The organism is Streptomyces sp. DS1-CR2 (assembly GCF_055760475.1).
Window position 1 is genome coordinate 5,669,491 of the sequence record NZ_CM147085.1, and the last position, 24,719, is coordinate 5,694,209.

At 71.2% G+C, this 24,719-nt stretch carries 27 protein-coding genes; 16 read left to right on the forward strand and 11 right to left on the reverse strand.

What is annotated here, in order from left to right; translation table 11 throughout:
* Positions 1–93 precede the first annotated feature (93 nt).
* On the forward strand, positions 94–1,197 hold the full coding sequence (locus ACY0PA_RS27180; protein WP_473080226.1) for a bifunctional succinyldiaminopimelate transaminase/glutamate-prephenate aminotransferase: 1,104 nt from the start codon (positions 94–96) through the stop codon (positions 1,195–1,197).
* A 151-nt stretch (positions 1,198–1,348) separates the two neighbouring features.
* Here ACY0PA_RS27180 and ACY0PA_RS27185 read toward each other — a convergent pair whose 3' ends face one another.
* Together ACY0PA_RS27185 and ACY0PA_RS27190 are read right to left on the reverse strand one after the other, a co-directional pair.
* Entirely contained in the window at positions 1,349–1,807 is a 459-nt protein-coding gene (locus ACY0PA_RS27185) for an ATP-binding protein (protein WP_473080227.1), read from the reverse strand.
* 299 nt (positions 1,808–2,106) lie between these two features.
* Positions 2,107–3,033, reverse strand: a complete 927-nt coding sequence (locus tag ACY0PA_RS27190; RefSeq protein ID WP_473080228.1) for a heavy metal transporter — start codon at positions 3,031–3,033, stop codon at positions 2,107–2,109.
* A 237-nt stretch (positions 3,034–3,270) separates the two neighbouring features.
* On the opposite strand from ACY0PA_RS27190, the gene dapE reads away from it, so the two are divergent.
* Together dapE and ACY0PA_RS27200 are read left to right on the forward strand one after the other, a co-directional pair.
* Positions 3,271–4,350, forward strand: coding sequence for a succinyl-diaminopimelate desuccinylase (gene dapE, locus ACY0PA_RS27195; protein WP_473080229.1), 1,080 nt, complete (start codon positions 3,271–3,273; stop codon positions 4,348–4,350).
* 73 nt (positions 4,351–4,423) lie between these two features.
* Positions 4,424–5,170: an LOG family protein gene (locus ACY0PA_RS27200; RefSeq protein ID WP_473080230.1), complete on the forward strand. Its 747-nt coding sequence runs from the start codon at positions 4,424–4,426 to the stop codon at positions 5,168–5,170.
* Between the two features lie 22 nt (positions 5,171–5,192).
* Here ACY0PA_RS27200 and folP read toward each other — a convergent pair whose 3' ends face one another.
* Positions 5,193–6,053: a dihydropteroate synthase gene (folP, locus tag ACY0PA_RS27205; protein WP_473080231.1), complete on the reverse strand. Its 861-nt coding sequence runs from the start codon at positions 6,051–6,053 to the stop codon at positions 5,193–5,195.
* Between the two features lie 151 nt (positions 6,054–6,204).
* Here folP and ACY0PA_RS27210 point away from each other — a divergent pair, with 151 nt between their 5' ends.
* Together ACY0PA_RS27210 and ACY0PA_RS27215 are read left to right on the forward strand one after the other, a co-directional pair.
* Positions 6,205–6,564: a DivIVA domain-containing protein gene (locus ACY0PA_RS27210; RefSeq protein WP_453777275.1), complete on the forward strand. Its 360-nt coding sequence runs from the start codon at positions 6,205–6,207 to the stop codon at positions 6,562–6,564.
* Positions 6,561–7,154: a DNA-3-methyladenine glycosylase I gene (locus ACY0PA_RS27215; RefSeq protein WP_473080232.1), complete on the forward strand. Its 594-nt coding sequence runs from the start codon at positions 6,561–6,563 to the stop codon at positions 7,152–7,154. Before ACY0PA_RS27210 ends, ACY0PA_RS27215 begins: the two co-directional genes overlap by 4 nt.
* 38 nt (positions 7,155–7,192) lie before the next feature.
* On the opposite strand, the gene chcB is transcribed toward ACY0PA_RS27215, so the two are convergent.
* Positions 7,193–7,996, reverse strand: a complete 804-nt coding sequence (gene chcB, locus ACY0PA_RS27220) for a 2-cyclohexenylcarbonyl CoA isomerase (RefSeq protein WP_473080233.1) — start codon at positions 7,994–7,996, stop codon at positions 7,193–7,195.
* 311 nt (positions 7,997–8,307) lie between these two features.
* On the opposite strand from chcB, the gene ACY0PA_RS27225 reads away from it, so the two are divergent.
* Positions 8,308–8,475 (forward strand): DUF3117 domain-containing protein, encoded by a 168-nt coding sequence (locus ACY0PA_RS27225; RefSeq protein ID WP_003966491.1) that lies wholly within the window; start codon positions 8,308–8,310, stop codon positions 8,473–8,475.
* Between the two features lie 116 nt (positions 8,476–8,591).
* Here the strand turns inward: ACY0PA_RS27225 and ACY0PA_RS27230 are convergent, their stop codons facing one another.
* Positions 8,592–9,290, reverse strand: a complete 699-nt coding sequence (locus ACY0PA_RS27230) for an O-methyltransferase (RefSeq protein ID WP_473086447.1) — start codon at positions 9,288–9,290, stop codon at positions 8,592–8,594.
* 228 nt (positions 9,291–9,518) lie between these two features.
* Here ACY0PA_RS27230 and sigE point away from each other — a divergent pair, with 228 nt between their 5' ends.
* The 5 genes from sigE (at position 9,519) to ACY0PA_RS27255 (ending at position 14,972) form a co-directional block, all read left to right on the forward strand.
* Positions 9,519–10,220, forward strand: a complete 702-nt coding sequence (gene sigE / locus ACY0PA_RS27235; RefSeq protein WP_473086448.1) for an RNA polymerase sigma factor SigE — start codon at positions 9,519–9,521, stop codon at positions 10,218–10,220.
* Positions 10,217–11,200, forward strand: a complete 984-nt coding sequence (locus tag ACY0PA_RS27240) for a zf-HC2 domain-containing protein (RefSeq protein ID WP_473080234.1) — start codon at positions 10,217–10,219, stop codon at positions 11,198–11,200. The genes sigE and ACY0PA_RS27240 overlap by 4 nt, the downstream gene beginning before the upstream one ends.
* A 169-nt stretch (positions 11,201–11,369) precedes the next feature.
* Positions 11,370–13,331, forward strand: coding sequence for a S1C family serine protease (locus ACY0PA_RS27245; protein ID WP_473080235.1), 1,962 nt, complete (start codon positions 11,370–11,372; stop codon positions 13,329–13,331).
* Positions 13,332–13,624: 293 nt separating this feature from the next.
* The gene (locus tag ACY0PA_RS27250; RefSeq protein ID WP_329570592.1) at positions 13,625–14,077 is read left to right on the forward strand and encodes a sec-independent translocase; all 453 of its coding nucleotides are present in this window, start codon (positions 13,625–13,627) and stop codon (positions 14,075–14,077) included.
* A gap of 235 nt (positions 14,078–14,312) precedes the next feature.
* Complete coding sequence (locus ACY0PA_RS27255) at positions 14,313–14,972, forward strand: hypothetical protein (RefSeq protein ID WP_473080236.1); 660 nt, start codon at positions 14,313–14,315, stop codon at positions 14,970–14,972.
* A 66-nt stretch (positions 14,973–15,038) separates the two neighbouring features.
* Here ACY0PA_RS27255 and ACY0PA_RS27260 read toward each other — a convergent pair whose 3' ends face one another.
* From ACY0PA_RS27260 to ACY0PA_RS27270, 3 genes are read right to left on the reverse strand one after another with little or no spacing between them, the layout of a single operon-like run.
* Entirely contained in the window at positions 15,039–16,172 is a 1,134-nt protein-coding gene (locus ACY0PA_RS27260) for an Mrp/NBP35 family ATP-binding protein (protein ID WP_326774235.1), read from the reverse strand.
* 43 nt (positions 16,173–16,215) lie between these two features.
* The gene (locus ACY0PA_RS27265) at positions 16,216–16,785 is read right to left on the reverse strand and encodes a DUF1003 domain-containing protein (RefSeq protein WP_473080237.1); all 570 of its coding nucleotides are present in this window, start codon (positions 16,783–16,785) and stop codon (positions 16,216–16,218) included.
* Positions 16,772–18,058 (reverse strand): magnesium transporter MgtE N-terminal domain-containing protein, encoded by a 1,287-nt coding sequence (locus ACY0PA_RS27270; RefSeq protein WP_473080238.1) that lies wholly within the window; start codon positions 18,056–18,058, stop codon positions 16,772–16,774. Before ACY0PA_RS27270 ends, ACY0PA_RS27265 begins: the two co-directional genes overlap by 14 nt.
* Before the next feature lie 177 nt (positions 18,059–18,235).
* Here ACY0PA_RS27270 and ACY0PA_RS27275 point away from each other — a divergent pair, with 177 nt between their 5' ends.
* Entirely contained in the window at positions 18,236–18,985 is a 750-nt protein-coding gene (locus ACY0PA_RS27275) for a hypothetical protein (RefSeq protein ID WP_473080239.1), read from the forward strand.
* Positions 18,986–19,004: 19 nt separating this feature from the next.
* Here ACY0PA_RS27275 and ACY0PA_RS27280 read toward each other — a convergent pair whose 3' ends face one another.
* Both ACY0PA_RS27280 and ACY0PA_RS27285 read right to left on the reverse strand, forming a co-directional pair.
* Positions 19,005–19,574: a hypothetical protein gene (locus tag ACY0PA_RS27280; RefSeq protein WP_473080240.1), complete on the reverse strand. Its 570-nt coding sequence runs from the start codon at positions 19,572–19,574 to the stop codon at positions 19,005–19,007.
* A gap of 22 nt (positions 19,575–19,596) precedes the next feature.
* Positions 19,597–20,712, reverse strand: coding sequence for a magnesium and cobalt transport protein CorA (locus tag ACY0PA_RS27285; RefSeq protein WP_473080241.1), 1,116 nt, complete (start codon positions 20,710–20,712; stop codon positions 19,597–19,599).
* A 463-nt stretch (positions 20,713–21,175) separates the two neighbouring features.
* Between ACY0PA_RS27285 and ACY0PA_RS27290 the strand changes: the two genes are divergently transcribed.
* The 4 genes from ACY0PA_RS27290 to ACY0PA_RS27305 all read left to right on the forward strand — a co-directional run bounded on the left by ACY0PA_RS27290 (position 21,176) and on the right by ACY0PA_RS27305 (position 24,279).
* A complete protein-coding gene (locus tag ACY0PA_RS27290) occupies positions 21,176–21,772 on the forward strand; it encodes a suppressor of fused domain protein (protein ID WP_473080242.1) in 597 nt (198 codons plus the stop codon).
* 181 nt (positions 21,773–21,953) lie between these two features.
* On the forward strand, positions 21,954–22,592 hold the full coding sequence (locus ACY0PA_RS27295; RefSeq protein ID WP_473080243.1) for a DUF6758 family protein: 639 nt from the start codon (positions 21,954–21,956) through the stop codon (positions 22,590–22,592).
* A gap of 95 nt (positions 22,593–22,687) precedes the next feature.
* Positions 22,688–23,551: a PHP domain-containing protein gene (locus tag ACY0PA_RS27300; RefSeq protein WP_473080244.1), complete on the forward strand. Its 864-nt coding sequence runs from the start codon at positions 22,688–22,690 to the stop codon at positions 23,549–23,551.
* A gap of 122 nt (positions 23,552–23,673) precedes the next feature.
* On the forward strand, positions 23,674–24,279 hold the full coding sequence (locus ACY0PA_RS27305; RefSeq protein ID WP_100596641.1) for a MarC family protein: 606 nt from the start codon (positions 23,674–23,676) through the stop codon (positions 24,277–24,279).
* A gap of 113 nt (positions 24,280–24,392) precedes the next feature.
* Here the strand turns inward: ACY0PA_RS27305 and ACY0PA_RS27310 are convergent, their stop codons facing one another.
* Positions 24,393–24,545: a hypothetical protein gene (locus tag ACY0PA_RS27310; RefSeq protein WP_165914635.1), complete on the reverse strand. Its 153-nt coding sequence runs from the start codon at positions 24,543–24,545 to the stop codon at positions 24,393–24,395.
* Positions 24,546–24,719 lie beyond the last annotated feature (174 nt).

Genomic DNA, 24,719 nt, shown 5'->3' on the forward strand with positions numbered 1-24,719 from the left:
CCGGTCCCGTACGGCACACCCGCCGTACGGGACCGAGGCGTGTACCAAGTACGCATGCACGTACGAGAGACACGTACGAAAGAAGTGAGTCAGGTGTCCGCAGTCTCCGACCGCCTTCCCACGTTCCCCTGGGACAAGCTCGAGCCGTACAAGAAGACGGCCGCCGCCCATGAGGGCGGGATCGTCGACCTCTCCGTCGGCACGCCGGTCGACCCGGTGCCCGAGCTGATCCAGGAAGCGCTGATCGCGGCCGCGGACTCGCCCGGCTATCCCACGGTGTGGGGCACTCCCGAGCTGCGGGACGCGCTCGTGGGCTGGAGCGAGCGGCGCCTCGGCGCGCGCGGGTTCACCCACCGCAACGTCCTGCCGGTCGTCGGCTCCAAGGAGCTCGTGGCCTGGCTCCCGACGCAGCTGGGCCTCGGCCCCGGAGACAAGGTCGCCTACCCGAGCCTGGCCTACCCGACGTACGAGGTCGGTGCCCGCCTGGCCCGCGCGGACCACGTCGCCTACGACGACCCGACCGAGCTCGACCCGACGGGGATCAAGCTCCTGTGGCTCAACTCGCCCTCGAACCCGACCGGCCGCGTCCTGTCCAAGGACGAGCTGACGCGGATCGTCGCCTGGGCGCGCGAGCACGGCATCCTCGTCTTCTCCGACGAGTGCTACATCGAGCTCGGCTGGGAGGCGGAGCCGGTCTCGGTCCTGCACCCGGACGTCTGCGGCGGCTCGTACGAGGGGATCGTGTCGGTCCACTCGCTCTCGAAGCGGTCGAACCTCGCGGGCTACCGGGCCGCCTTCCTGGCCGGTGACGCCGCCGTCCTCGGCGACCTGCTCGAGATCCGCAAGCACGGCGGCATGATGACGTCCGCCCCGACGCAGGCGGCCGTCGTCGCGGCCCTCGGCGACGACGAGCACGTGCGGGCCCAGCGCGGGCGCTACGCCGCCCGCCGCACGGCCCTGCGCCAGGCCCTGGTCGAGCACGGCTTCCGCATCGAGCACAGCGAGGCGAGCCTCTACCTGTGGGCGACGCGCGACGAGTCCTGCTGGGACACCGTGGCGCACCTGGCGGAGCTGGGGATCCTGGTCGCGCCCGGCGACTTCTACGGGCCCGCGGGCGACCGCTTCGTCCGCGTGGCGCTGACGGCGAGCGACGAGCGCGTGGCCGCGGCGGTTGAGCGCCTGAGCCGGGGCGCCTGAGCCGGGGCGCTTGAGCCGAGGCGGTTGAGTCAGGGTGCTTGAGCCGGGGCGGTTGAGGCAGGGCGCCTGAGCCAGAGCTCACGGCACAGCGAAGGGGGCGGGGAGCCTGTGACGACAGGCTCCCCGCCCCCTATCACTGTGTGCCGGATGCTCAGCCGAGCGGCAGGCCCTGCGTCGGCAGCTCGCCCGTGGCGGGGAGCGCGCCGGTGGGCAGGCCGCTGCCGAGCGCGTCGGTCGGGAGGCCGCCGTCGGTGGCCGTGCCCGCGGTCTGGCCGACCACGTCACCGGCGCTGCCCGCGACGTCACCGGCCGCCTTCTGGGCGGCGGGGGTGGCCGTCCTGGCGCTCCGGCCCACGGCCTTGCCGACGGTCGGCACGGCCTTCTTCACGGCCTTGCTGCCCGTGTCGCCTGCGAGGCCGCTGACGTTCTGGGCGGCGCCGTCGACGGTGTTGCCGACGTTCGCGCCGTCGAGTGCGGTGAGGCCGCCCACGTTCGGGGTGGCCGGGAGGTCTACGGCGCTCGCGGATCCGGCCGCTCCGACCACGGGAGCCGCTCCCGCTGCGATCAGCAGCGCGGCACGGGCGATCCGGCGGGTCAGGGGGAGGGACATTGATGCTCCTTAGACGGGAGAGAACGGTGGTGTCCGGCGTCGGTGCCCGGCGCTCGGACGCAGTGACTACCGCTCGAAGGTCGCGAAGGTTTCGCCCGCACAACGTAAAGAGTTGGCAATGTGTCGCATTATCATCTGCGGCGAAAAACGGGCAAACGCCACGCGCTCCGCGAGGTCGTAAAACGCGTACGCCCCTTTGCCCGCAAGGGATTTCCGCATATGCCCACGGGTCCTGCGAAGAACCGCGAGGGGCGTCGACCTCAGCTGACGTACATCGCCCGATCGAGCTATCAACCGCACTACTGCGCGGTGACGATCCGGACCTCTCCGAGGCCCTTCTCGGCCCCCGCCGCGGCCTGCGCCACCGCCCCGCTCCACTTGCCGCCGGCGTCGCCCGCGATCCAGTCGCGGCCCGCGTAGGACACCCGCTCGATGCGCAGCGCCGAAGAGTTGGCCACCGCCCAGTGCGCCAGCTCCCAGCCGCGCTGCCGCTCCCCGCCCTCGGCCGAGTCCACCGTGGCGGGCACCGGGACGGTCACGTCGTGTCCGCTCGCACCGGCCGCCGACGACACCCCGCGCCCGAAGTCACGCACGAGCGCCGCCCGCACCTTCGCCGGATCGCCCGGCTTCCTGACCTCCGTGCCGCTCGGCCGCCCCTCGCAGGTCAGCGAGGCGCCCGCCCGGCCCGTCAGCGCCGCGGCGAGCAGCGTGGCGTCCGGCTCGTGCTTCGCGTACGCCTGCGGATAGCCGCTGCGCTGCACCCGCTGCGCGGCAACCGTCAGGGGCAGCCGCGAATAGCCCGGGATCTTGCCCAGGTACTCGTAGAACCGCCCCGCCGCGTACACCGGGTCCATGATCTGCTCCTGCGTGCCCCAGCCCTCCGACGGGCGCTGCTGGAACAGGCCCAGCGAGTCGCGGTCGCCGTGGTGGATGTTCCGCAGGCCCGACTCCTGGAGCGCGGTCGCGAGCGCGATCGTGACGGCGCGCTCGGGCATGCCGTGCGAGGTGCCGACGGCCGAGATCGTCGCCGCGTTCACCGCCTGCTCGGAGGTGAACTCGTAGGACGCGCCGTCGCCGTTCCCCGAGACGACCGTGCAGCGCGGGGCCGGTCTGCCACCCGAGACGTACTGGACGATCAGATACGCGGCGACAGCGAGCAGCACCACGACGGCCGCCCCGATACGGAGGAGACGGCCGCGCCGGACGAGGGTGGGGGGCTCAGGCACGCGTCCAAGGTACTGGAGGCCACCGACAGGGCCTCGGGGTGTGTCCGCAAAGTCCCGCCTGCCGGGCGGCGTCTGGCACGCACGCTCGCCGCGTTGCCGAAAAGTCCTGGTAGCTCCGCTACGAGGACTCCCCGGCGCCTTGCGATCGCACGCACCAGACGCCGCCCGGCCCGCCCTCCGGGCGGACGACGGGACGTTGCGGACACGCCCCGGCCGCCGGGCATTAGGGTCGACGCCATGGACCTCACCGCCCTTGACCTCACGCGGGACGCCGCGCTGCTCACCGCCCAGCTGGTCGACTTCGCGTCGCCGAGCGGGCAGGAGAAGCCCCTCGCCGACGCCATCGAGACGGCCCTGCGCGCCCTGCCGCACCTCACGGTCGACCGGTACGGCAACAACATCGTCGCGCGGACGAACCTGGGGCGCGGCGAGCGGGTCATCCTCGCCGGGCACATCGACACGGTCCCGATCGCGGACAACGTCCCCTCGCGCCTCGACGAGAACGGCGTCCTGTGGGGCTGCGGCACCAGCGACATGAAGTCGGGCGTCGCGGTCCAGTTGCGCATCGCGCAGACCGTCACCGAGCCCAACCGCGACCTCACGTTCGTCTTCTACGACAACGAAGAGGTCGCCGCACACCTCAACGGTCTGGGACATGTGGCCGAGGCCCACCCCGACTGGCTGGAGGGCGACTTCGCGATCCTCCTGGAGGGCACCGACGGCGAGGTCGAGGGCGGCTGCCAGGGCACCCTGCGCGTCATCCTGACGACCAAGGGCGAGCGGGCGCACTCCGCGCGCGCGTGGATGGGCTCCAACGCCGTCCACAAGGCCGCCCCCATCCTCGAACGCCTCGCCGCGTACGAGCCCCGCAAGCCCGTCGTCGACGGACTCCGGTTCCACGAGGGCCTCAACGCCGTGCGCATCGAGGGCGGCGTCGCCACCAACGTCATCCCCGACGCCTGCTCCGTCACCGTCAACTTCCGCTACGCGCCCGACCGCAGCGCCGAGGAGGCCGAGGCCTTCGTCCGGGACTTCTTCGCCGGCTGCGACATCGACGACTACGTGGTCGACGACCACACCGGCGGCGCCCGTCCCGGCCTCGACCACCCGGCCGCCGCCGCGTTCATGGCGGCCGTCGGCGGCAAGGCCCGCCCCAAGTTCGGCTGGACGGACGTCTCCCGGTTCAGCGCGCTCGGCGTCCCCGCCGTGAACTACGGCCCCGGCGACCCGATCTTCGCCCACAAGAGGGACGAGCACGTGGACACCCGCAAGATCCTCGCCGCCGAGGAACGCCTGCGCTCCTGGCTCACGGGCTGACACTCCGAGGTCCCCCGCGCGTAACCCGCGTAGACCTACCCTTGCTGAACGTACGCAGTGGAGGGAGCAGCGAATGAGCAACCCCGAGGGCAGGAAGCGTCCCAAGGAGCAGCGGCTCGGCCCGGTGATCCGTCGCCACGACCAGGTCCAGTCGAGCACCACCGACCAGCGCCTCCTCGACTCCGAAGGTCCCTCCGAGTGGGTGCACACCGATCCCTGGCGGGTCCTGCGCATCCAGTCGGAGTTCATCGAAGGCTTCGGCACGCTCGCCGAACTCCCGCCCGCCATCAGCGTCTTCGGCTCGGCCCGCACGCTGCCGGACTCGCCGGAGTACGCGGCGGGAGTGGCCATCGGCAGGGCGCTCGTCGAGGCCGGGTTCGCGGTCATCACGGGCGGCGGGCCCGGCGCGATGCAGGCCGCGAACCAGGGCGCCGTCGAGGCCAAGGGCATCTCCGTGGGCCTCGGCATCGAGCTGCCCTTCGAGCAGGGCCTCAACCAGTACGTCGACCTCGGTCTGAACTTCCGCTACTTCTTCGTCAGAAAGACGATGTTCGTGAAGTACGCGCAGGGCTTCGTGGTCCTGCCGGGCGGCCTCGGCACCCTGGACGAGCTGTTCGAGGCGCTCACCCTCGTCCAGACCACGAAGGTCACGCGCTTCCCGATCGTCCTGTTCGGTACGCAGTACTGGAGCGGCCTGGTCGACTGGCTGAAGAACACCGTCATCGCCCAGGGCAAGGCCTCCGAGGCCGACCTGCTCCTCTTCCACGTCACGGACGACGTGGAGGAGGCGATCTCCCTCGTGACCAAGGAAGTTCGGTAAGTGAGGCCCTGAGAACAGGCGCCTACGCGAGCCCTCGGCGGGCGACCGCCGGGGGCCGGTGGCCGGCGATGGCGGCGACCATGTCGAGCACCTGCCTGGTCTCGGCCACCTCATGGACCCGGTACACCTGCGCGCCCAGCCACGCCGACACCGCCGTCGTCGCCAGCGTCCCGATCACCCGCTCCTTGACCGGCCTGTCGAGCGTCTCGCCGACGAAGTCCTTGTTCGACAGGGACACCAGGACCGGCCAGCCCGTCTCCACCATCTCGCCCAGCCTGCGCGTGGCCTCCAGGCTGTGCCGGGTGTTCTTGCCGAAGTCGTGCCCCGGGTCGATGAGCACGGACTCGCGCGGCACCCCCAGCGCGACGGCCCGCTCGGCGAGCCCCACGGTCACATCCAGGATGTCCGCCATCACGTCGTCGTACGTGACACGGTGCGGGCGCGTACGCGGCTCGGCGCCGCCCGCGTGCGTGCAGACCAGGCCCTTCCCGTAACGCGCCGCGACCTGAGCCAGCCTGGGGTCGACGCCGCCCCACGCGTCGTTCAGGACATCGGCGCCGGCCTCGCAGACCGCCTCGCCCACCTCGTGCCGCCAGGTGTCGACGCTGATGACGACGTCCGGGAAGCGGCGGCGCACCTCGGCCACGAAGCCGACCGTGCGGCGCGCCTCCTCCCGCGCGCTCACCTCGTCGCCGGGGCCCGCCTTGACCCCGCCGATGTCGATGATCGCGGCGCCCTCCGCCACGGCCTGTTCGACCCGGGTGAGAGCGGGCTCGTCGTGGAACGTCGAACCCTGGTCGTAGAACGAGTCAGGGGTCCGGTTCACGATCGCCATGATCACCGGCTCGTGTGCGCCGAACTCGCGCGGGCCAAGCCTGAGCATCCCCTGTGACTCTCCTTGCGGCTGCTGTGAAACCTGTCGACCGGTCGCCTGCGACCTTAACTGTCACACCCTCATGGCACGATCGGACCCTGACAGTTTCCGGACCGGGTATCGGGACCGGATCCGGGCTTCGAGCCAGGGGACAGCGAAGATGGTCATGTTCTTGTTTCTGGTCGTCGCGCTCGTCGTGGTCGTCGGCGCGGTGACGCTCGCCGTGCTCGGCGGCGGCGAGGGCGGGGCGCTCCCGGAGGCGCCGCCCGAGCAGTTCACCGACCCGCTGCCCCACGACCGGCCCGTCGGCCGCGCCGACGTGGAGGCCCTGCGCCTGCCCGTCGCGCTGCGCGGCTACCGCATGGCGGAGGTGGACGACGCCCTCGGGCGGCTCGGCGCCGAGCTCGCCGAGCGGGACCAGCGGATCTCCGACCTCGAGACCGCCCTGTCGGGCGCGCGGGCCCAGATGCGACCCCAGGGACCCGGTTTCGGCCGGCACCCCGGAGAGGGCCACCAGTGAGCGACGAGAGCGCCGGCGGCGCCGTACCGGGCCCGGACGGGGCGCTGCGCTGCCCGTGGGGCCTGTCCACCGAGGACTACGTGAAGTATCACGAGGAGGAGTGGGGCCGCCCCGTCCACGGCGACGACGCGCTGTTCGAGCGGGTCTCCCTGGAGGCGTTCCAGTCCGGCCTGTCCTGGATCACGATCCTGCGCCGCCGCGAGGGTTTCCGCGCCGCGTTCGCCGGGTTCAAGATCTCCGACGTGGCCGCGTTCACGGACACCGACCGCGAGCGGCTCCTCGCCGACGGCGGCATCATCCGCAACCGCGCCAAGATCGACGCGACGCTGGCCAACGCGCGCGTGCTCGCAGACTGGCCCGAGGGCGAGCTCGACACCCTCATCTGGTCGCACGCCCCGGACCCGGCCGCCCGCCCGGCGCCGCGTGTCATCGCAGACGTACCCGCGATCACGGACGAGTCGACGGCCCTGTCCAAGGCGCTCAAGAAGCGCGGCCTGCGCTTCGTCGGCCCGACGACGGCGTACGCGCTCATGCAGGCCTGCGGCCTGGTCAACGACCACCTGGTGGACTGCACGGCCCGCAAGCGCTGAGGACGGACCTCACACACGCCACGGGCCACGCACGCGCCCTACCGGCCCAGGTACTTGGGCTTCTCCTTGGCGATGAACGCCTGGACCGCGATGGTGTGGTCCTCCGACGCGCCCGCCCTCGACTGGAGTTCGTCCTCCTTGTCGAGGGACTCGTCCAGGGTGTGACCCGCCGCGAAGGCGAGGGACTCCTTCAGCGCCGCGTACGCCAGCGTCGGACCCTCGGCCAGCGAACGCGCCAGCTTCCGCGCCTCCTCGGCCAGTTCGGCCGCGGGCACGACCCGGTTCGCGATCCCGAGCTCGTACGCCTCCTGCGCCTTCACCGAGCGCGGGAACAGCAGCAGGTCGGCGGCGCGCCCGGGGCCCACGACGCGCGGCAGTGTCCAGGACACCCCCGAGTCCGCGGTCAGGGCGACGCCCGCGAAGGACGTGTTGAAGGCAGCCGTGTCCGAGACGATCCGGTAGTCGGCGGCGAGCGCGAAGCCGAAACCGGCCCCCGCGGCCACACCGTTGACCGCGGCCACGACGGGCTTCGGCATCTGCGTCAGGGCCCGCAGGATCGGGTTGTAGTGCTCGCGCACGGTGTTCATGGTGCGGCCCGTGCCCGCGTCGCGGTCGGCCATCAGGGAGCCCACGTGCTCCTTCAGGTCCTGGCCCACACAGAACGCCCGGTCGCCCGCGGCGGTGAGCAGTACGGCCCGTACCGCACCGTCCGCCTCGGCCGCCTGCGCCGCGTCCCGGAAGGCGACCTTGGACTCGGTGTTCATCGCGTTCATCGCCTCGGGGCGGTTGAGCGTGATGGTCGCGAGCCCGTCGTTCACCTCGTAGAGAACGCTGTCGGCCATGGAACCCTCCAACTGGTGCGGCTCGGTCGTCGTCAGTGCTCAGCATGACGGAGATCACGGTCTGCGGCAGAGCCCGCGCATGTGACCTGCGTCAAAGAAATATGTCTCCGCGGGGTCGTGAAGGAGGCGCAGTATCGCAGTCACATCTCCGAATTGAGTGGTTTTGCTCAAGCGCGTTGTGCAAGCGATGCAGACCGAAGTTGGTCATCGGGTCCTGCGATGCGGGATAATGGCCAGGAAGCAATGTGTTCGATGCCGGTGACACCTGGGTTGTCGGCTGCGATGAGCTGGTTTCAGGAAGGGGAACGAGCATGGCGGCCATGAAGCCGCGGACGGGCGACGGCCCGCTCGAGGTGACCAAGGAGGGGCGGGGCATCGTCATGCGCGTTCCGCTCGAAGGCGGCGGTCGGCTTGTCGTCGAGCTGACTCCGGACGAGGCCGATGCACTCGGCGATGCCCTCAAGAAGGTCGTCGGCTAACGCGGAAGCGACCATACCTGTCGACTGCCCCGGTACCGCAAGCGGTGCCGGGGCAGTCGTGTATCCACAGGTCAGGGCATGCATGGAAGATCATTTACGGGGCTGGGGGCGCGGTGTCAGCGCTTGACGGCGCAGAGCAGCCCGTCGCCGACCGGGAGCAGCGAAGGCACCAGATCCTGCGCCTCACGCACCGCCCGCAGCAGCTCCCGCATCCGCAGGACCTCCACCGGCTGGGGACCGGAATCGACCGTCCGCCCGTCGGCGAAGACGCCCTCGAAACAGACGAGCCCGCCGGGACGCAACAGGCGCAACGATTCAGCGAGGTAGTCGAGGCACTCGGTGCGGTCGCCGTCGCAGAAGACGAGGTCGTAGCCGCTGTCAGCGAGCCGCGGCAGCACGTCGAGGGCCCGTCCGGGGATGAAACGCGCCCGATTGCTCGCGAATCCGGCGGCGCGGAACGCCTCCCGGGCGAACTGCTGCCGCTCCGGCTCCGAATCCACCGTGGTCAGGACGCCGTCGGACCTCATGCCGTGCAGCAGATGGATTCCGGACACCCCGGTCCCCGTGCCGATCTCGGCCACCGCCTTGGCGCCCACGGTGGCAGCGAGCATCCGCAGCGCGGCGCCCGCGCCGGGGGACACCGGGCGGGTGCCGGCCTCACGGGCCCGGTCCCGGGCCCAGCGCAGCGCGTCGTCCTCGGCGACAAAGGCGTCGGCGAACGCCCAGCTCGTCTGCCGGTTGCCGGTAATGGCCCTCTCCTGTCCCCGTGGTTGCCTGCGCGTGACTGTATCCGTTGGTGGCGGGAACTCGCAGATGGGACCGGGCGTTTAAGAGGAGCAGGAGAGAACGGCACGGGAAGGGCGCGGGGGTGGCCGGTGGACCGACAGACCGAACAGCGCAGGCGAAGCGCCCGGCGCCCTCAGGCAAATCTCAGTAAAAACGCTTATCCGGAGCTAACGGGCGAGGTGGCTATGGTAGGGGCTCGACTGGACACCACCAGAGCCGATAGGGGAGGTGCGGCTGCGCCTGTGGATCGGAGAGGAGTGCTGCGGCGCTTCCTCAGGTCGGCGGGTGAGCCGAAATCCGTGACCAACACTGCTGACCATTCCAACGCCGCCCGTCCCGCGCAGACCGCGACCTTCGCCGCTGATGCGGAATCGCAGGCGTGGACTCCCCCGACCTGGGAGGAGATCGTCAGCACGCACAGCGGCCGGGTCTACCGCCTCGCCTACCGTCTGACGGGTAACCAGCACGACGCCGAGGACCTCACACAGGAAGTCTTCGTCCGCGTCTTCCGCTCGCTGTCGACATACACGCCCGGCACCTTCGAGGGCTGGCTGCACCGCATCACCACGAACCTCTTCCTCGACATGGTGCGCCGCAAGCAGCGCATCCGCTTCGACGCCCTCGGGGACGACGCGGCCGAGCGCCTGCCGAGCCGCGAGCCGTCGCCGCAGCAGGTCTTCCACGACACGCACTTCGACGCGGACGTCCAGCAGGCGCTGGACACCCTCGCGCCCGAATTCCGTGCGGCCGTCGTCCTGTGCGACATCGAGGGCCTCTCGTACGAGGAGATCGCCGCGACCCTGGGCGTCAAGCTCGGCACGGTCCGCAGCCGGATCCACCGCGGCCGCTCGCAGCTGCGCAAGGCCCTGCAGCACCGGTCGCCCGAGGCACGCGCCGAGCGTCGCTCGCTCGCGGCCACGGGCGTTCCCGCGCTTGGAGGAGGGGGCGCGACCGCGTGAGTGGATCACGTCCGGACCCCGCCGAGCGGCAGCTCTCCGAGCAGCATCTCGGAGACCGGCTCGCCGCCCTTGTCGACGGCGAGCTGGGCCATGACGCCCGCGAGCGGGGACTCGCCCATCTGGCCACCTGTCCGAAGTGCAAGGCCGAGGCCGACGCACAGCGGCGACTGAAGAGCGTCTTCGCCGAGGCGGCACCGCCGCCCCCCACCGAGAGTTTCCTGGCCCGCCTCCAGGGGCTCCCCGGGGGAGGTGACGACTCACAAGGCGGCGGCACCCCGTTCGGCGGGGGAGGGCTCGGCGGCAGAGGTTTCGGGAACGGAGTCTTCGGAGTAGACCCCGACCCCTTCGGCTACGCCCCGCCCGGCCGCCACAACGCACTGCTCGCCAGCGCCCCCGCCGCGGAGCGCGGCTTCCGCATCCATGAGGTCGGCCGCGGTGACATCGACCGCGCGGCCTCCCGCGGGCGCCGCTTCGCGTTCGCCGCCGCCGGTGCCGTGTCGCTCGCCGCGATCGCGCTCGGCGGCGTCTCCACCGGCGTTCCCGCCGACGCGGGCGGTGACGTCCGGGGCGGCGGTTCGGGCAGCAACGCGACGCCACTGCGCACCCAGAGCGCCGGCGTCGCCGCGGCGGCCGAATCACAGCGCCGCCGGAACATGTCGCCGATGCTCGGACAGCGGGCGGGCGGCGCGCTGAACGCGCCGGTCGCCGCCACGGAGTCGGGCGCACCCCTGCTGTCCGGCGTGGCCACGCAGCCGGGCGCGCAGAGCGCCGTCTACCCGCTCGCGGCCCCGCTCCTCAGCGGGACCCAGACGCTGTCTCCGCTGATACGTCCCGCCGCATCCGTCCCCGCAGTGCCCCTGTCCGGCGTCGGCACCGGTTTCGAAAGCCCCGGGCCGGGCCCGGAGTCCAGCTCCGGGTCAAGCCTCGCGGCTGCCCCCGCGGCGTCGCCCTCCGGCACGCCCACGGCCTCCGCCCGCTGACCCTGCCCTCTGCGCGCCGGTCCGCGAACCTGGTTGAATCCATGGTGAGCGGCCGCGCCCGCCGGGCGATCCCGGAGCGCGGCGCCGACAGGCGGTCCGACTGGGGCGATCGCTGTGTGGCTGCCCGCGGGTCGTTGCCGCGGGCCAGGTGTGGGGAGAGCGGCGGAAGATGGACGAGGGGAAGCCCACAAAGGCGAAGTGGTGGAGCCGCCCCCGGCCCGACGGGGGCGCTCCGCGCGATGACGGGGACTTCGAGCTGGCTCAGCCTGCGGCGATGCCTGCGGCGGGCTCGGGGAATGTGGGGGCCGAGGCCGGGGCCGAGTCCCGGTCGGGAGCCGGTACCGCAGATGTGCTCGTCGGGAGTGGTGAAGCTTCGGGTGACGGGCCGTCGATTGCGGGCGCTGGTGCTGGTACTGGTGAGGGTTCTGGTGACCGCGGTGCCGTTGCCGATGTCCCGGCTGCCGAAGATCCCAGTGATCCCATTCCGGTTGCTGATGCGGTTGTGGCCGAGGGATCTGCTGGGGTGCCCAGTGAACCCGTAAGGGTTGATCAGGGTGCCGTGCCGCAGGCGCGGCGGCGTCCTCTGCATGCGCCGGATCCCTACGGCACGCCGCCTTACGGTGAGCCCGGGCCCTGGGCGCCCGCGCCGCCGGTGCAGCACCCGGCCGCCGCCACGCCCGCTCAGGGCACGGCCGTGCCGTCCCCTGCCCACGGGACGCCCGTGCCGCCGGAGCACGGCACACCGCCGCCGTACGCCGGCGGACCGATACCCCACGCCGCCCCGTACGCCCCGCACCCTGCCGCAGCAGCCGCTCAGCCCGGCCCGCACCCGGCAGATCACGCACCGGTAACTGTGGAACAGCAGGCGCACCATGGGGCGCCGCCGCTCGCAGGTGGCCCGGAGGGGCCCGGGTTGGTACCCGGCGGACCCGGGACCAACCCGCCCCCGCCCGGAGGGCCCTGGCAGCGGTACGACCCCTGGAATGCGCCCGCGCCCGTGGACGGCCGGCGGCGGGGGACCAAGCGGGGGCGGCGGCTGCTGGTCGTCTGGACCGCCGTGGTCGCGCTCGTCGCGGGCGGGATCGGTGGCCTCGTCGGCACGTATCTGGAGCGCGACGGCTCGTCCGCCGACGTGGAACTGCCGCAGGCCGACGCCGAGTCCGCGAAGCGCGACCCCGGCAGCATCGCCGGAATCGCGGCCCGCGCCCTGCCGGGCGTCGTCACGATCCACGTCAGCGGTTCCGGCGCCCAGGGCACCGGCACCGGGTTCGTCCTCGACGCCCAGGGCCACATCCTCACCAACAACCACGTCGTCGAACCGGCCGGCAGCAGCGGTGACATATCGGTCACCTTCAGCGGAGGCGAGACCGCCAAGGCCGAGGTGATCGGCCACGACTCCGGCTACGACCTCGCCGTCGTCAAGGTCACCGGCGTGCGCGGGCTCAAGCCCCTCGCCCTCGGCAACTCGCAGAACGTCCAGGTCGGCGACCCCGTCGTGGCCATAGGCGCCCCCTTCGACCTGGCCAACACGGTGACCTCCGGGATCATCAGCGCCAAGGAACGGCCCATCACGGCCGGCGGCGAGAAGGGCGACGGCAGCGACATCAGCTACGTCGACGCGCTGCAGACCGACGCACCCATCAACCCGGGCAACTCGGGTGGCCCGCTGGTCGATTCGCAGGGCCGCGTCATCGGCATCAATAGCGCCATCCGCTCCGCGGACAGCGGCTCGGACCTGGAGGGCAGTCAGTCCGGCTCGATCGGCCTCGGCTTCGCCATCCCCATCAACCAGGGCAAGCGCGTCGCCGAGGAGCTGATCAACACGGGCCGCGCGACCCACCCTGTGATCGGCGTCACGCTCGACATGGACTACTCGGGTGACGGAGCCCGTGTCGCCGCGAAGGGCAACAACGGCGGCTCGCCGGTGAATCCGGGCGGCCCCGGTGCCAAGGCCGGGATCAAGGGCAGCGACGTCGTCACCGCGGTGGACGGGACGCCTGTCCACTCCGCCCAGGAACTCATCGTCAAGATCCGTTCCCACCGGCCCGGGGACCGCCTGGCCCTGACCGTGGAACGGGACGGCAAGGAGCGCGAGGTGACCCTCGTCCTCGGCTCCGCGGACGGCAGCTGACGGGCAACTGACGGCGCTCGGCAAGCGCTCCGCCACGGCCCCGACCCGACCTCCGGCGGGGCCGAGCCGGGGCCGAGCCGGGGTCAGGTCGAGGCCGGGCCCGGGCCTCGTCGGGGCCATGTCGCGTCCCTGCCGGAGCGCCGGCCGCAAGCGCTTGTGCGACGGCTGAGCCCAGACGTAGCCCAGTGGCTACCGGACGGACAGCAACGCCGGGTACCGTGGACCCGGTCCGGAACCCGGAAGACCTGCCACGGAGACCTGCTGCGGGCCTGAGGACACGCTAGGAGCGCAAGGTGTTCAACGACATAGGCCCACTCGAGCTGCTGACGCTCGTCGTTCTTGCCGTGCTCGTCTTCGGCCCGGACAAGCTGCCGAAGGTCATTCAGGACGTGACGCGCACGATCCGTAAGATCCGCGAGTTCTCGGACAGCGCCAAGCGGGACATCCGTGAGGAACTGGGCCCGGAGTTCAAGGACTTCGAGTTCGAGGACCTCAACCCGAAGACGTTCATCCGCAAGCAGCTGGACAACGACGAGCTCGGGCTGAAAGAGATCCGTAACGGCTTCGACCTGAAGAAGGAGATGGCCGAGGTCACGGAGGCCGTGCAGAGCGCGGACGAGTCCTCGTCCGGCTCCGGGTCCGCCGCCGCGTCGTCCGGTTCGGCTCCCGCCAAGATCGACATGCAGAAGAAGCCGGAGAAGCCGGCGGCGGACGACCACCCGCCGTACGACGCCGACGCGACCTGACGCCGACGCGACCTGACGCCTACGGAACCTGACGCCTACGGAACCTGACGGCGTCGCGACTCGCCGCCCGCCGCCCCGCCCAAACGCCCCGGCGACCCGCCCCGCGCACCTGCCGGAACCCGGGGCGCCCTGCCCGGGTGTGGCATCCTGCCTTGTTGTTGCGCGGATCGGTGGCGAGGACGCCCGAGGGGGGTGGGCCGCCGCGGTCCGACTGAGCGAGGAGGCGGCCGGGTACATGGAGACGACGAGTCGGGTAGGCGCGCAGGCGCCCGCGGCGGAAGGGGCCCCCGAGGTCCTGACGGCCCGGCGCACGGTCGACGGCTACCTGCTGGCGCCCTTCCCGTGGTACGGCCTCGACGAGGCGTTCACGGGACCGCGGTGGCTCATGCAGGTCGGCACCTCGGCGGAGGGCGCCGTTGAGCACGGTTCCATCGGGCACGGCGATGAGCCCACTGTGCGGAGCGAAGGCGCGGAGGACAAGGAGCGGTTCGCGGTCGTGGTGACCGTGGCGGCCAGCCCCGTGCGGCGCAGCGCCGACGGTACGGGTGTCCTTGAGGCGACCTCGGTCTCCTCGGCGGCCTGGCTCGCCGGAGTCGGCCTGCTCAACGTCACGTGGCCGGGGCAGATGGACCACACCCTGCGCGACGACTGGCTGGACCAGCAGACCGAGACGGCGTGGACCCTCGCGGACGACCTCGGGAGCGCGGACTGGACGTCGCTGTCCCTGCCGGTGGACGGCGTCCCGATGCCGTTCCACTACAGGGAGTCGGAGTTCGGCTGGGTCCTCGCCGGGTCGACGCAGGGGGGCGTGCACCTGGGGGCGTACGGGCGCGGCATGAGCGCGTACGGCCTCGGATTCTCGGTGATCAAGGACATCGGCGCCTACGAGGCGTAGGGGCTCCGAGTATGCCGATGGGGCACGGTCGCGATGACCGTGCCCCATCGGCTTAAGCCCAGCGGGTCAGAACTTGTTGCGCGGGGTGATTCCCAGCGACATGCCCGACAGGCCGCGCGCGCGGCCGCCCAGCTTGCCGGCGATGGCGCGCAGGGCCGAGCCCGCGGGGGAGTCGGGGTCGGTGAGGACCACCGGCTTGCCCTCGTCGCCGCCCTCGCGCAGCCGGACGTCGATCGGGATGGAGCCGAGCACCGGGACGTTCGCCCCGGTCGTCCGCGTGAGGCCCTCGGCGACGCGCTCGCCGCCGCCCGTGCCGAACACGTCGACCATCTCGCCGCAGTGCGGGCACGGCAGCCCCGCCATGTTCTCGACGACGCCGACGATCTTCTGGTGGGTCTGGACCGCGATGGAGCCGGCGCGCTCGGCGACCTCGGCCGCCGCCTGCTGGGGCGTCGTGACGACGAGGATCTCCGCGTTCGGCACGAGCTGCGCGACGGAGATCGCGATGTCGCCCGTGCCCGGCGGCAGGTCGAGGAGCAGGACGTCCAGGTCGCCCCAGAAGACGTCGGCGAGGAACTGCTGGAGCGCGCGGTGCAGCATCGGGCCGCGCCACACGACCGGCGCGTTGCCCGGCGTGAACATGCCGATCGAGATGACCTTCACGCCGTTCGCCGACGGCGGCATGATCATGTTCTCGACCTGGGTGGGACGGCCTTCGGCGCCCAGCATGCGCGGCACGCTGTGGCCGTAGATGTCGGCGTCCACGACGCCGACCTTCAGGCCGTCGGCGGCCATCGCGGCCGCGAGGTTCACCGTCACCGAGGACTTGCCGACGCCGCCCTTGCCGGACGCCACCGCGTACACACGGGTCAGCGAGCCGGGCTTGGCGAAGGGCACCTCGCGCTCGGCCGTGCCGCCGCGCAGCGCGGCGGCGAGCTCCTTGCGCTGCTCGTCGCCCATCACGTCCAGCGTGACGTCGACGCGCGTGACGCCCTCGACGGCCGCGACCGCGTCGGTCACGTTTTTCGTGATGGTCTCGCGCATGGGGCAGCCGGAGACGGTGAGGTACACGGTGACCGCGACCGCGCCATCCGCGCCGATCTCCACAGATTTGACCATCCCCAGCTCGGTGATGGGTCGCTGGATCTCGGGGTCGTTCACCGTCGCCAGTGCTTCGCGCACCGCGTCTTCCGTAGCCATACGCCGATAGTACGGCGCGGTAACCCCGGTCCGGAAAGCCCTGTCAGCGGTCGTCTACGTCACGTCGGTGAGCCGCGGCGGCAGAAGAGCCCGCCGGGAAGGTGACGCGCTGGTCCTCCAGCTCCTTGAGAAGGTCCTGGAGTTCGGAGCGGATCCAGTCGCGGGTGGCGACCTCGCCGAGGCCCATGCGCAGGGCGGCGACCTCGCGGCTGAGGTACTCGGTGTCGGCGATGGACCGCTCGTTCTGCTTGCGGTCCTGTTCGAGGTTGACCTTGTCGCGGTCGTCCTGCCGGTTCTGCGCGAGCAGGATGAGCGGAGCGGCGTACGAGGCCTGGAGCGAGAGCATCAGGGTCAGGAAGATGAACGGGTACTGGTCGAAGCGCAGACTGCCCGGCGCCGAGACGTTCCACACGACCCACGCGATGATGATCACCGTCATCCAGACGATGAACCGGCCCGTCCCCAGGAAGCGCGCGATCCGCTCCGAGAGGCGTCCGAAGGCCTCCGGGTCGTAGTCGGGCAGCAGCTTGCGGCGCGGGGGGCGCGGCAGGTCGAGCCGGAAGCGCGGCGCCCGCGCGGCCTCGGGACGGCCGTCCCGCTCAGCCGGCGCCATGGCTCACCTCCCCGTCGGCCAGGTGGAACTCCTGCTCGCGCCAGTCCTGCGGCAGCATGTGGTCGAGGACGTCGTCCACAGTGACCGCGCCGAGCAGCGAGCCGCTCTCGTCGACGACGGGCGCCGCCACCATGTCGTAGGTCGCGAAGAACCCGGCGACGACCGGGAGCGCGGCGGACGGCGCGAGGGCCTGGAGGTCCTCGTCGAGCATCGAGGAGACGAGCGTGTACGGGGGGTCGCGCAGCAGCCGCTGGAAGTGCACCGTGCCGAGGTACTTGCCGGTGGGCGTCTCGTCCGGCGGCCGGCACACGTACACCTGCGCGGCCAGCGCGGGGGAGAGGTCGGGGTTGCGGACCCGGGCCAGCGCGTCGGCGACGGTCGCGTCGGGCCGCAGCACGATCGGCTCGGTCGTCATCAGACCGCCCGCCGTGTTGTCCTCGTACGCCATCAGGCGCCGCACGTCGGCCGCGTCCGAGGGCTGCATCAGCGCGAGCAGCCGCTCCTTGTCGTCCTCCGGCAGCTCACCGAGCAGGTCGGCCGCGTCGTCCGGGTCCATCTCCTCCAGGACGTCGGCGGCGCGCTCCTCCTTGAGCTTGCCGAGGATCTCGATCTGGTCGTCCTCGGGCAGCTCCTCCAGGACGTCCGCGAGCCGCTCGTTCGAGAGGGCCGACGCGACCTCGGCGCGGCGCTTGGGGGAGAGGTGGTGCAGGACATTGGCCAGGTCGGCCGGGCGCAGCTGCTCGAACGTGGCGAGGAGGTTCTCGGCGCCCTGCCCGTGCTCCTCCAGTGAGAACCCGTCGACGGCCGACCACTCGACGGTGAGCGTCTCGCCCTTGGCACGGCGGAACGCGCCGCCGCCCTTGCCCTTCCGTACGAAGACCCGGTCGATCTCCCAGTCCCTGCGCGCCGGCAACTGCTGGACGGAGACGTCAAGGACCGTCACCTCCTCACCGGACTCGACGAGCCGCACCCGCCGGTCGAGCATCTCGCCGAGGACGAGCCGCTCGGTGGGCCGCTGCTCGAAGCGCCGCACGTTCAGTACGCCGGTGGTGATGACCTGGCCGGACTCGATGCCGGTGACGCGGGTCATCGGCAGGAAGATGTGGCGCCGCGTGGAGAGCTCCACGACGAGCCCGAGCAGCCGGGGCGGGCGGCGGCCGACGCGCAGCATGGCGACGAGATCGCGCACGCGCCCCACCATGTCGCCGTTGGGGTCGAAGACGGCGATGCCGGAGAGATGCGACACGAAGATCCTGGGGGCGCCTGCCGCCATGCGCCGCGCCTCCTTTACATCCGCATGTGTCCTGAAGGTGTGTTTCAGGCTAGCCCGTCCCGGTCAGGTGCGCCTTTGCGCTGCGTCCGGACGGACTGGCTCCGTTCACCGCAGGTGACACGGGTACGCTGCCGTTCTGCCGCCGAGCAAGACGTCGTACGAGAGGTAGCGCGAGCCGTGACCGTACTTCCCCTGGCCCGCCGTTCCCCTGGGATCTTTCTGGTGGGAGTGATGTGCCTCGGGCTCGCGGCGTGCAGCAGCGAGGATCCGGACGCGGGCACGAACGGCGTCGCCAAACTGACCGCCCCGAAGATCCAGAGCCGCACCGTCAAGGCCGCGCAGGGTGCCGGGGCCGTGCATCTGTCCGGCACGGTCGTCAGCAGCGGACACTCGTACAAGATCGACATGCGGCTCAAGGACGAGGGCGGCACGGGATCCGTCACGACGGGCGGCCGGACCTTCCAGCTGCTGCGGGTCAAGGAGCATCTGTTCCTCAAGGCCGACGCGGACTTCTGGACGCACCAGGACAGCAAGGGTTCAGGCAGCACGGCGCAGGGGGACTCGGCCGCCGCGGACAAGCTCGACGGCAAGTACGTCAAGGTCCCGCAGGGCGACCCGGCCTACAAACGCCTGAGCGGCTTCACCGTCAAGGGCGCGCTCCTGGACGGCCTGCTCACGCTCCACGGCAAGGTGGAGAAGGGCGACCGGGGCTCGTCGGACGGCGTACGCACGGTCGAACTCACCGGCGACAAGGGCGCAGGCGGCACGCTCGACGTCTCCCTTGAGGGCACCCCGTACCCGCTGCGTCTGGAGCGGGCGGGCGGCGCCGGCACGCTCCAACTCACCGACTGGGGCAAGGACTTCACGCTCCGCGAGCCGGGCAAGGGCGAGATGGTGGACTACGGGGCCCAGCTCCCGACGTCCTGAGGCCCTCTTGAAACGGCCCTTACTTCCCGCGCCGCTTGCGGCGGAGCAGGAGGTGGGGGAGTGCCGCGGGGGCCTCGCGGCGGGTGGTTGCCGTGGTGGCGAGCGGTGCGGCGGCCAGCGCGTCGGACGACGGCGGGACCGTGGACCCCGTCGGCTCCAGGCGGAGCACCCGGCACTCGCGTGCCCAGCGCTCCGGCATCGCCTCGCCGTCCGGCGCGTTCAGGCGCTTGCCCTTCAGCTCGGCGACAGCCGCCTCCCAGCCCTCGGAGTGCGGGGCAAGCTCGACGACGCCGGCCGTCCAGCCCACGAGGCGCCCGCCCTTGTCCTTGCTGCGCACGGTGACGGTCGCCACCCCGCCGTCGGTGAGGCCGGGCAGCGGCTGCTCGCCGGGCCCGTCGCCGACCAGGTTCGCCGCGCCCTCGTGCCACACGTGCCACAGGGCGCGCTCGGGGCCGGAGGCACCTCGTACCCAGATGAGGCCCGACTTCTTGGTGGCCTCCTCGACGAGGGCCCGGTCCATCAGCAGGGATGCCGCGGAGCGGCTCGTCGAGGGGTGGTGGTCGGGAGAGGGGCTGGCCTGATCCGTCATGGCGTCAGCCTATCCGTGCGGTTCAGAGCCACCCGTTCCGCTTCAGGATGCGGTGGATCGCGAAACAGGCGCCGACCGTGACACCGAGGACGAGCGGGTAGCCGAACCGCCAGTGGAGCTCCGGCATGTGCTCGAAGTTCATCCCGTAGACGCCACAGACCATCGTCGGTACGGCGATGATCGCCGCCCAGGAGGTGATCTTGCGCATGTCCTCGTTCTGCGCGACGGACGCCTGGGCGAGGTTGGCCTGGAGGATGGAGTTGAGCAGTTCGTCGAAGCCGACGACCTGCTCCTGCACGCGCGCGAGGTGGTCGGCGACGTCACGGAAGTACTTCTGGATGTCCGGGTCGACGAGCCGCATCGGCCGCTCGCTCAGCAGTTGCATGGGCCGCTGGAGCGGCGCCACCGCCCGCTTGAACTCCAGGACTTCGCGCTTGAGCTGGTAGATCCGCCCGGCGTCGGTGCCGCGCGGAGCGCCCTTGCCCGTCTGCGAGAAGACGTCCGTCTCGACCTCGTCGATGTCGTCCTGCATCGCGTCGGCGACGGCGAGATAGCCGTCGACGACGTGGTCCGCGATGGCGTGCAGGACGGCGGACGGGCCCTTGGCGAGCAGCTCGGGGTCGTCCTGGAGCCGGTGCCGCAGCGCCCGCAACGAGCCCTGGCCGCCGTGCCGGACGGTGATGAAGAAGTCCCGCCCGGTGAAGCACATCACCTCGCCGGTCTCCACGACCTCGCTGGTCGCGGTGAGTTCGGCGTGCTCGACGTAGTGGATGGTCTTGAAGACGGTGAACAGGGTGTCGTCGTAGCGCTCCAGCTTGGGGCGCTGGTGGGCGTGGACGGCGTCCTCGACGGCGAGCGGGTGGAGCCCGAACTCGGCCGCGATACCGGCGAATTCGGACTCGGTCGGCTCGTGCAGCCCGATCCAGGCGAAGCCGCCCTCGCGGCGCGCCTTGCTGATCGCGCCGCGGGGCGTCAGGCAGTCGTTGTCGCGGACGCGGGCGCCGTCGCGGTAGACGGCGCAGTCGACGACGGCCGTGGACGTCGACGGGTCGCGGGTGGTGTCGTACGGGGCTGACGTGCTGCCGGTCTCGCGCGGCGCGGGGCGGACAGCGGCACGCAGGTCACGGATCATCGACATGGGCAGGCTCCTTCGCGGGCGGGAGCCGCCGTGTGGCCATACGGGTCGGCGCTAACCGGAATGAGGACGTCCTGACTGCGGATCCTGTGTGCACGTCCACAAAGCGGGGAGCACCGCGACCGGCGCGGTGGCGGCTTCGCTACTGATTCAGATCAGGCGGAAACGAAGTGCTCTTCCGTGGTGCGCAGAAAGACTGGAGCGTGCGCGGAAAGCCGGGAAAATGCGGCTCAGTGGCCGGAAGAGCGGGTAGTACTGCACGGTCGACTTCGATCCATTGCAGCCCCACCTCCTCCAGCCGGTCCCCCGTGAGGGACGACGTCTCATCCCTCGCAGGGGACGCATATAGGTCAGGGGCTTGAAAGCAACGCTTGGCGTGCTGCCCCTGCCAGCGGCCAAGACTATCAGCCGACTGAAGAAGCGAGCCCACCCTCTACCCATGGGATGCGAGTTCTATGCTCGCGACATGGGAGATGTTCTTGCTCTGGTCGAGGCCCGACTCCGTACGGCCCTCGGTGAACCGGACGCGCGCGCCGCGGTCACGTTCCTCGGCACCGACCGCATCGAGGTGCTGCGCTTCACGGACGCGGCGGACACCGGCCTCGCGCGCTACGCCACGCTCGGTATGTCGGCCGCCCCCATGGCCGACCCGACGTCCGCGCTCGCCGACCCGCTCAAGGGCCCGCGCGCGGAACTCGTGCTGTCGGTGCGCACCGGCCGCGCCGACACCGACAAGGTGCTGCGCCCGCTTGCCGTACTCGCCGCGTCGCCGCAGGTCGAGGGCGTCATCGTGGCCGCGGGCGCCTCGCTCGACGTGGGTGAACCCCTGTGGCCCGGCGCCCCGTTCACGTCGGTGCTCGTCGCGGAGTCAGGGGGCATGGTGGAGGACCTGGAACTGGACGATCCGCTGGATCCCGTACGGTTTCTGCCGCTGCTGCCGATGACGCAGAACGAGGCGGCGTGGAAACGGGTGCACGGCGCTGCCGCCCTCGAGGAGAAGTGGCTGAACAGCGGAACGGACCTGCGCGATCCGCTGCGCAAGTCCGTTCCGCTCGACCAGTGACCAGCCCGCGTAGTTCGCACGGAGAGCGCTGACCTACACACGCAATCACCCACGCAATAAATTAGCCCAGCTAACTACTGCATACTGCATCTAATTTTTCCGAGAAGGTGCTGCGCGGTCCCGCCCCCGGAAGAGTGATCGTCCTTGACGGAGTGGGAGTCGGGGAGGACCGTTGGGGCTTATGAGGGGCGAACCCAGTTGCCCGAAGTGTGGTGGCCGGGTCAGGGCTCCCGGCCTCTTCTCCGACTCCTGGCAGTGCGACGTACACGGGGCGGTCCATCCGCTGCAGCCCGTGATCCCGCCCAGCGTCGAGGCACTCAGCGTCGTCGTGCACCGCACCCAGGTGCCGGTGTGGATGCCCTGGCCGCTGCCCGTCGGGTGGCTGTTCACCGGAGTGGTCAGCGCGGGCGACGACCGCACGGGCGGCAGGGCGACCGCGGTGGCGTGCTCGGGCCCCGGACCGCTCGGCGGCGTGGGGGAGATGCTGCTCGTCGCGGAGGAGCTCGGCGTCGGCCTCGGCGCCCGGTACGCGGGCATCGACGGCCCCGACCCCGGCCCGTACATGAACGTCGAGAAGCCGCCCCAGGTCAAGCTCCTGGCCGCCGGACGTCCGACCCCGATGTGGCACGTCGCCGGCACCCCCGACGACCGCGCGGTCTTCGCGGGCGAGGCGCGCGGCCTGTGGGTGTGGGCGATCGTGTGGCCCGAGCAGACCGGGCTCCTGATGTACGACGAGCTGGTTCTGACCGATCTGCGCGACGTGGGCGCCGAGGTCGACCTGGTGCCCTGCGGCGCGCTGTCGCCACGCATCCTCACGTAAGGGGTCATACCGGGGGACGACGGTGACAGGAGCGCTCCGGATCCCCGTTATCCTTGAGCGTCCCCTTCCGTCCGTTCAGAGCCTGGAGTACGCGCGTGCGCATCGATCTGCACACCCACTCCACCGCCTCCGACGGCACGGACACCCCGGCCGAACTGGTCCGGGGCGCGGCCGCCGCCGGTCTGGACGTCGTCGCGCTCACCGACCACGACACGAGCCGCGGGTACGCGGAGGCCGTCGCCGCGCTGCCGGCCGGACTCACGCTCGTCACCGGCGCCGAACTCTCGTGCCGTCTCAACGGCGTGGGCCTGCACATGCTGGCCTACCTTTTCGACCCCGACGAGCCCGAGCTGCTGCGCGAGCGCGAGCTCGTACGGGACGACCGGGTGCCGCGCGCGCAGGGCATGGTCACCAAGCTCCAGGACCTCGGCGTGCCCGTGACCTGGGAACAGGTCGCCCGCATCGCCGGCGAGGGGTCCGTCGGCCGCCCGCACGTCGCGCAGGCCCTCGTCGAACTCGGCGTCGTCGGATCCGTCTCCGACGCCTTCACGCCCGACTGGCTCGCCGACGGCGGCCGCGCGTACGTCGGCAAGCACGAGCTCGACCCCTTCGACGCGATCCGCCTGGTCAAGGCCGCGGGCGGGGTCACCGTCTTCGCGCACCCGGCGGCCGTCAAGCGCGGACAAGTGGTGCCCGAGTCGGTGATAGCGGACCTGGCCGCGGCCGGACTCGACGGCATCGAGACCGACCACATGGACCACGAACCGGCCACGCGGGCCCGCCTGCGCGGCCTCGCCGCCGACCTCGGCCTCCTGGCCACGGGCTCCTCCGACTACCACGGCAGCCGGAAGACGTGCGTACTCGGCGAGTTCACCACCGACCCCGAGGTGTACGGGGAGATCACGCGCCGGGCGACCGGGGCGTTTCCCGTGCCGGGGGCCGGCGGATACAGGGGCTGACCCCTGAGCCACCCGTACGGCACCCGGTACCGGGGCTGTGCCCACCCGTTCCGCCGTGGGGAACGCCTGCCCACAGCTGGGGAGATCCCCGCTGCATCCACCTCCCTCTCGCAAGGCCACCCGTGTTCGATGTCGCTGTTTTCGGATCCCTTTTTCTCACGCTGTTCGTGATCATGGACCCCCCTGGGATCACCCCGATCTTCCTCGCGCTCACCGCGGGCCGGCCCGCCAAGGTGCAGAAGCGGATGGCCTTCCAGGCCGTCTGTGTCGCCTTCGGCGTCATCGCGGTGTTCGGGCTCCTGGGCCACCAGATCCTCGACTACCTGCATGTCTCCGTCCCCGCGCTCATGATCGCGGGCGGGCTGCTGCTGCTTCTCATCGCGCTCGACCTGCTCACCGGCAAGACCGACGAACCGAAGCAGACCAAGGACGTGAACGTCGCGCTCGTGCCGCTCGGCATGCCGCTGCTCGCGGGCCCCGGCGCGATCGTGTCCGTCATCCTCGCCGTGCAGAAGGCGGACAGCGCCGCGACGCAGGTGTCGGTGTGGGCGGCGATCGTCGCCATCCACGTCGTCCTGTGGTTCGTGATGCGCTACTCGCTGCTGATCATCCGCGTCATCAAGGACGGCGGCGTGGTCCTGGTGACGCGCCTCGCGGGCATGATGCTCTCCGCGATCGCCGTGCAGCAGATCATCAACGGCGTGACGCAGGTGATCCAGGGCTCCTGACGCCGAGCCCCCGCCCCGCGCACGCAAAAGAGCCCCCGTACGGATCGATCTCGTACGGGGGCTCTGAAGCGTGTTATTCGATTACGTACGGTGCATCAGGAGTCGTCGTCGCGTTACGAGGCCGGCGACTCGGCCGGGCGGATGTAGAGGCGCTGCCCTATGGCAGCCGCCTGCTGAACGATCCGGTTGACGGAGGCGGCGTCCACGACGGTGCTGTCCACGGCGGTTCCGTCGACATCGTCGAGTCGCATGATTTCGAAGCGCATACCCGCTTCTCCCTTCGTCTGGTCATCCTCCTGGAGGAGAACTACTGGTACGGGGCAACAGTCTTGCCCCGACGAACGGCCAGGCGGTTGCCTGACCGTTAAGAGTGGATTGCGTGGCTTCAGCGCCCCGCGTTCTATAGGGATCAACGGGTTGCCTCCAGCAAACATTCCCTA

Excerpts from the sequence above, each read along its gene's own strand:
- ACY0PA_RS27185 (WP_473080227.1), bottom strand. The coding sequence starts at position 1,807 with ATGTCCCTCCCCCTGACCCGCCGGATCGCCCGTGCCGCGCTGCTGATC.
- dapE (WP_473080229.1), top strand. The coding sequence starts at position 3,271 with ATGGACCTCACCGCCCTTGACCTCACGCGGGACGCCGCGCTGCTCACC.
- ACY0PA_RS27200 (WP_473080230.1), top strand. The coding sequence starts at position 4,424 with ATGAGCAACCCCGAGGGCAGGAAGCGTCCCAAGGAGCAGCGGCTCGGC.
- folP (WP_473080231.1), bottom strand. The coding sequence starts at position 6,053 with ATGCTCAGGCTTGGCCCGCGCGAGTTCGGCGCACACGAGCCGGTGATC.
- ACY0PA_RS27210 (WP_453777275.1), top strand. The coding sequence starts at position 6,205 with ATGGTCATGTTCTTGTTTCTGGTCGTCGCGCTCGTCGTGGTCGTCGGC.
- chcB (WP_473080233.1), bottom strand. The coding sequence starts at position 7,996 with ATGGCCGACAGCGTTCTCTACGAGGTGAACGACGGGCTCGCGACCATC.
- ACY0PA_RS27225 (WP_003966491.1), top strand. The coding sequence starts at position 8,308 with ATGGCGGCCATGAAGCCGCGGACGGGCGACGGCCCGCTCGAGGTGACC.
- ACY0PA_RS27245 (WP_473080235.1), top strand. The coding sequence starts at position 11,370 with ATGGACGAGGGGAAGCCCACAAAGGCGAAGTGGTGGAGCCGCCCCCGG.
- ACY0PA_RS27255 (WP_473080236.1), top strand. The coding sequence starts at position 14,313 with ATGGAGACGACGAGTCGGGTAGGCGCGCAGGCGCCCGCGGCGGAAGGG.
- ACY0PA_RS27260 (WP_326774235.1), bottom strand. The coding sequence starts at position 16,172 with ATGGCTACGGAAGACGCGGTGCGCGAAGCACTGGCGACGGTGAACGAC.
- ACY0PA_RS27265 (WP_473080237.1), bottom strand. The coding sequence starts at position 16,785 with ATGGCGCCGGCTGAGCGGGACGGCCGTCCCGAGGCCGCGCGGGCGCCG.
- ACY0PA_RS27270 (WP_473080238.1), bottom strand. The coding sequence starts at position 18,058 with ATGGCGGCAGGCGCCCCCAGGATCTTCGTGTCGCATCTCTCCGGCATC.
- ACY0PA_RS27280 (WP_473080240.1), bottom strand. The coding sequence starts at position 19,574 with ATGACGGATCAGGCCAGCCCCTCTCCCGACCACCACCCCTCGACGAGC.
- ACY0PA_RS27285 (WP_473080241.1), bottom strand. The coding sequence starts at position 20,712 with ATGTCGATGATCCGTGACCTGCGTGCCGCTGTCCGCCCCGCGCCGCGC.
- ACY0PA_RS27290 (WP_473080242.1), top strand. The coding sequence starts at position 21,176 with ATGGGAGATGTTCTTGCTCTGGTCGAGGCCCGACTCCGTACGGCCCTC.
- ACY0PA_RS27295 (WP_473080243.1), top strand. The coding sequence starts at position 21,954 with ATGAGGGGCGAACCCAGTTGCCCGAAGTGTGGTGGCCGGGTCAGGGCT.
- ACY0PA_RS27310 (WP_165914635.1), bottom strand. The coding sequence starts at position 24,545 with ATGCGCTTCGAAATCATGCGACTCGACGATGTCGACGGAACCGCCGTG.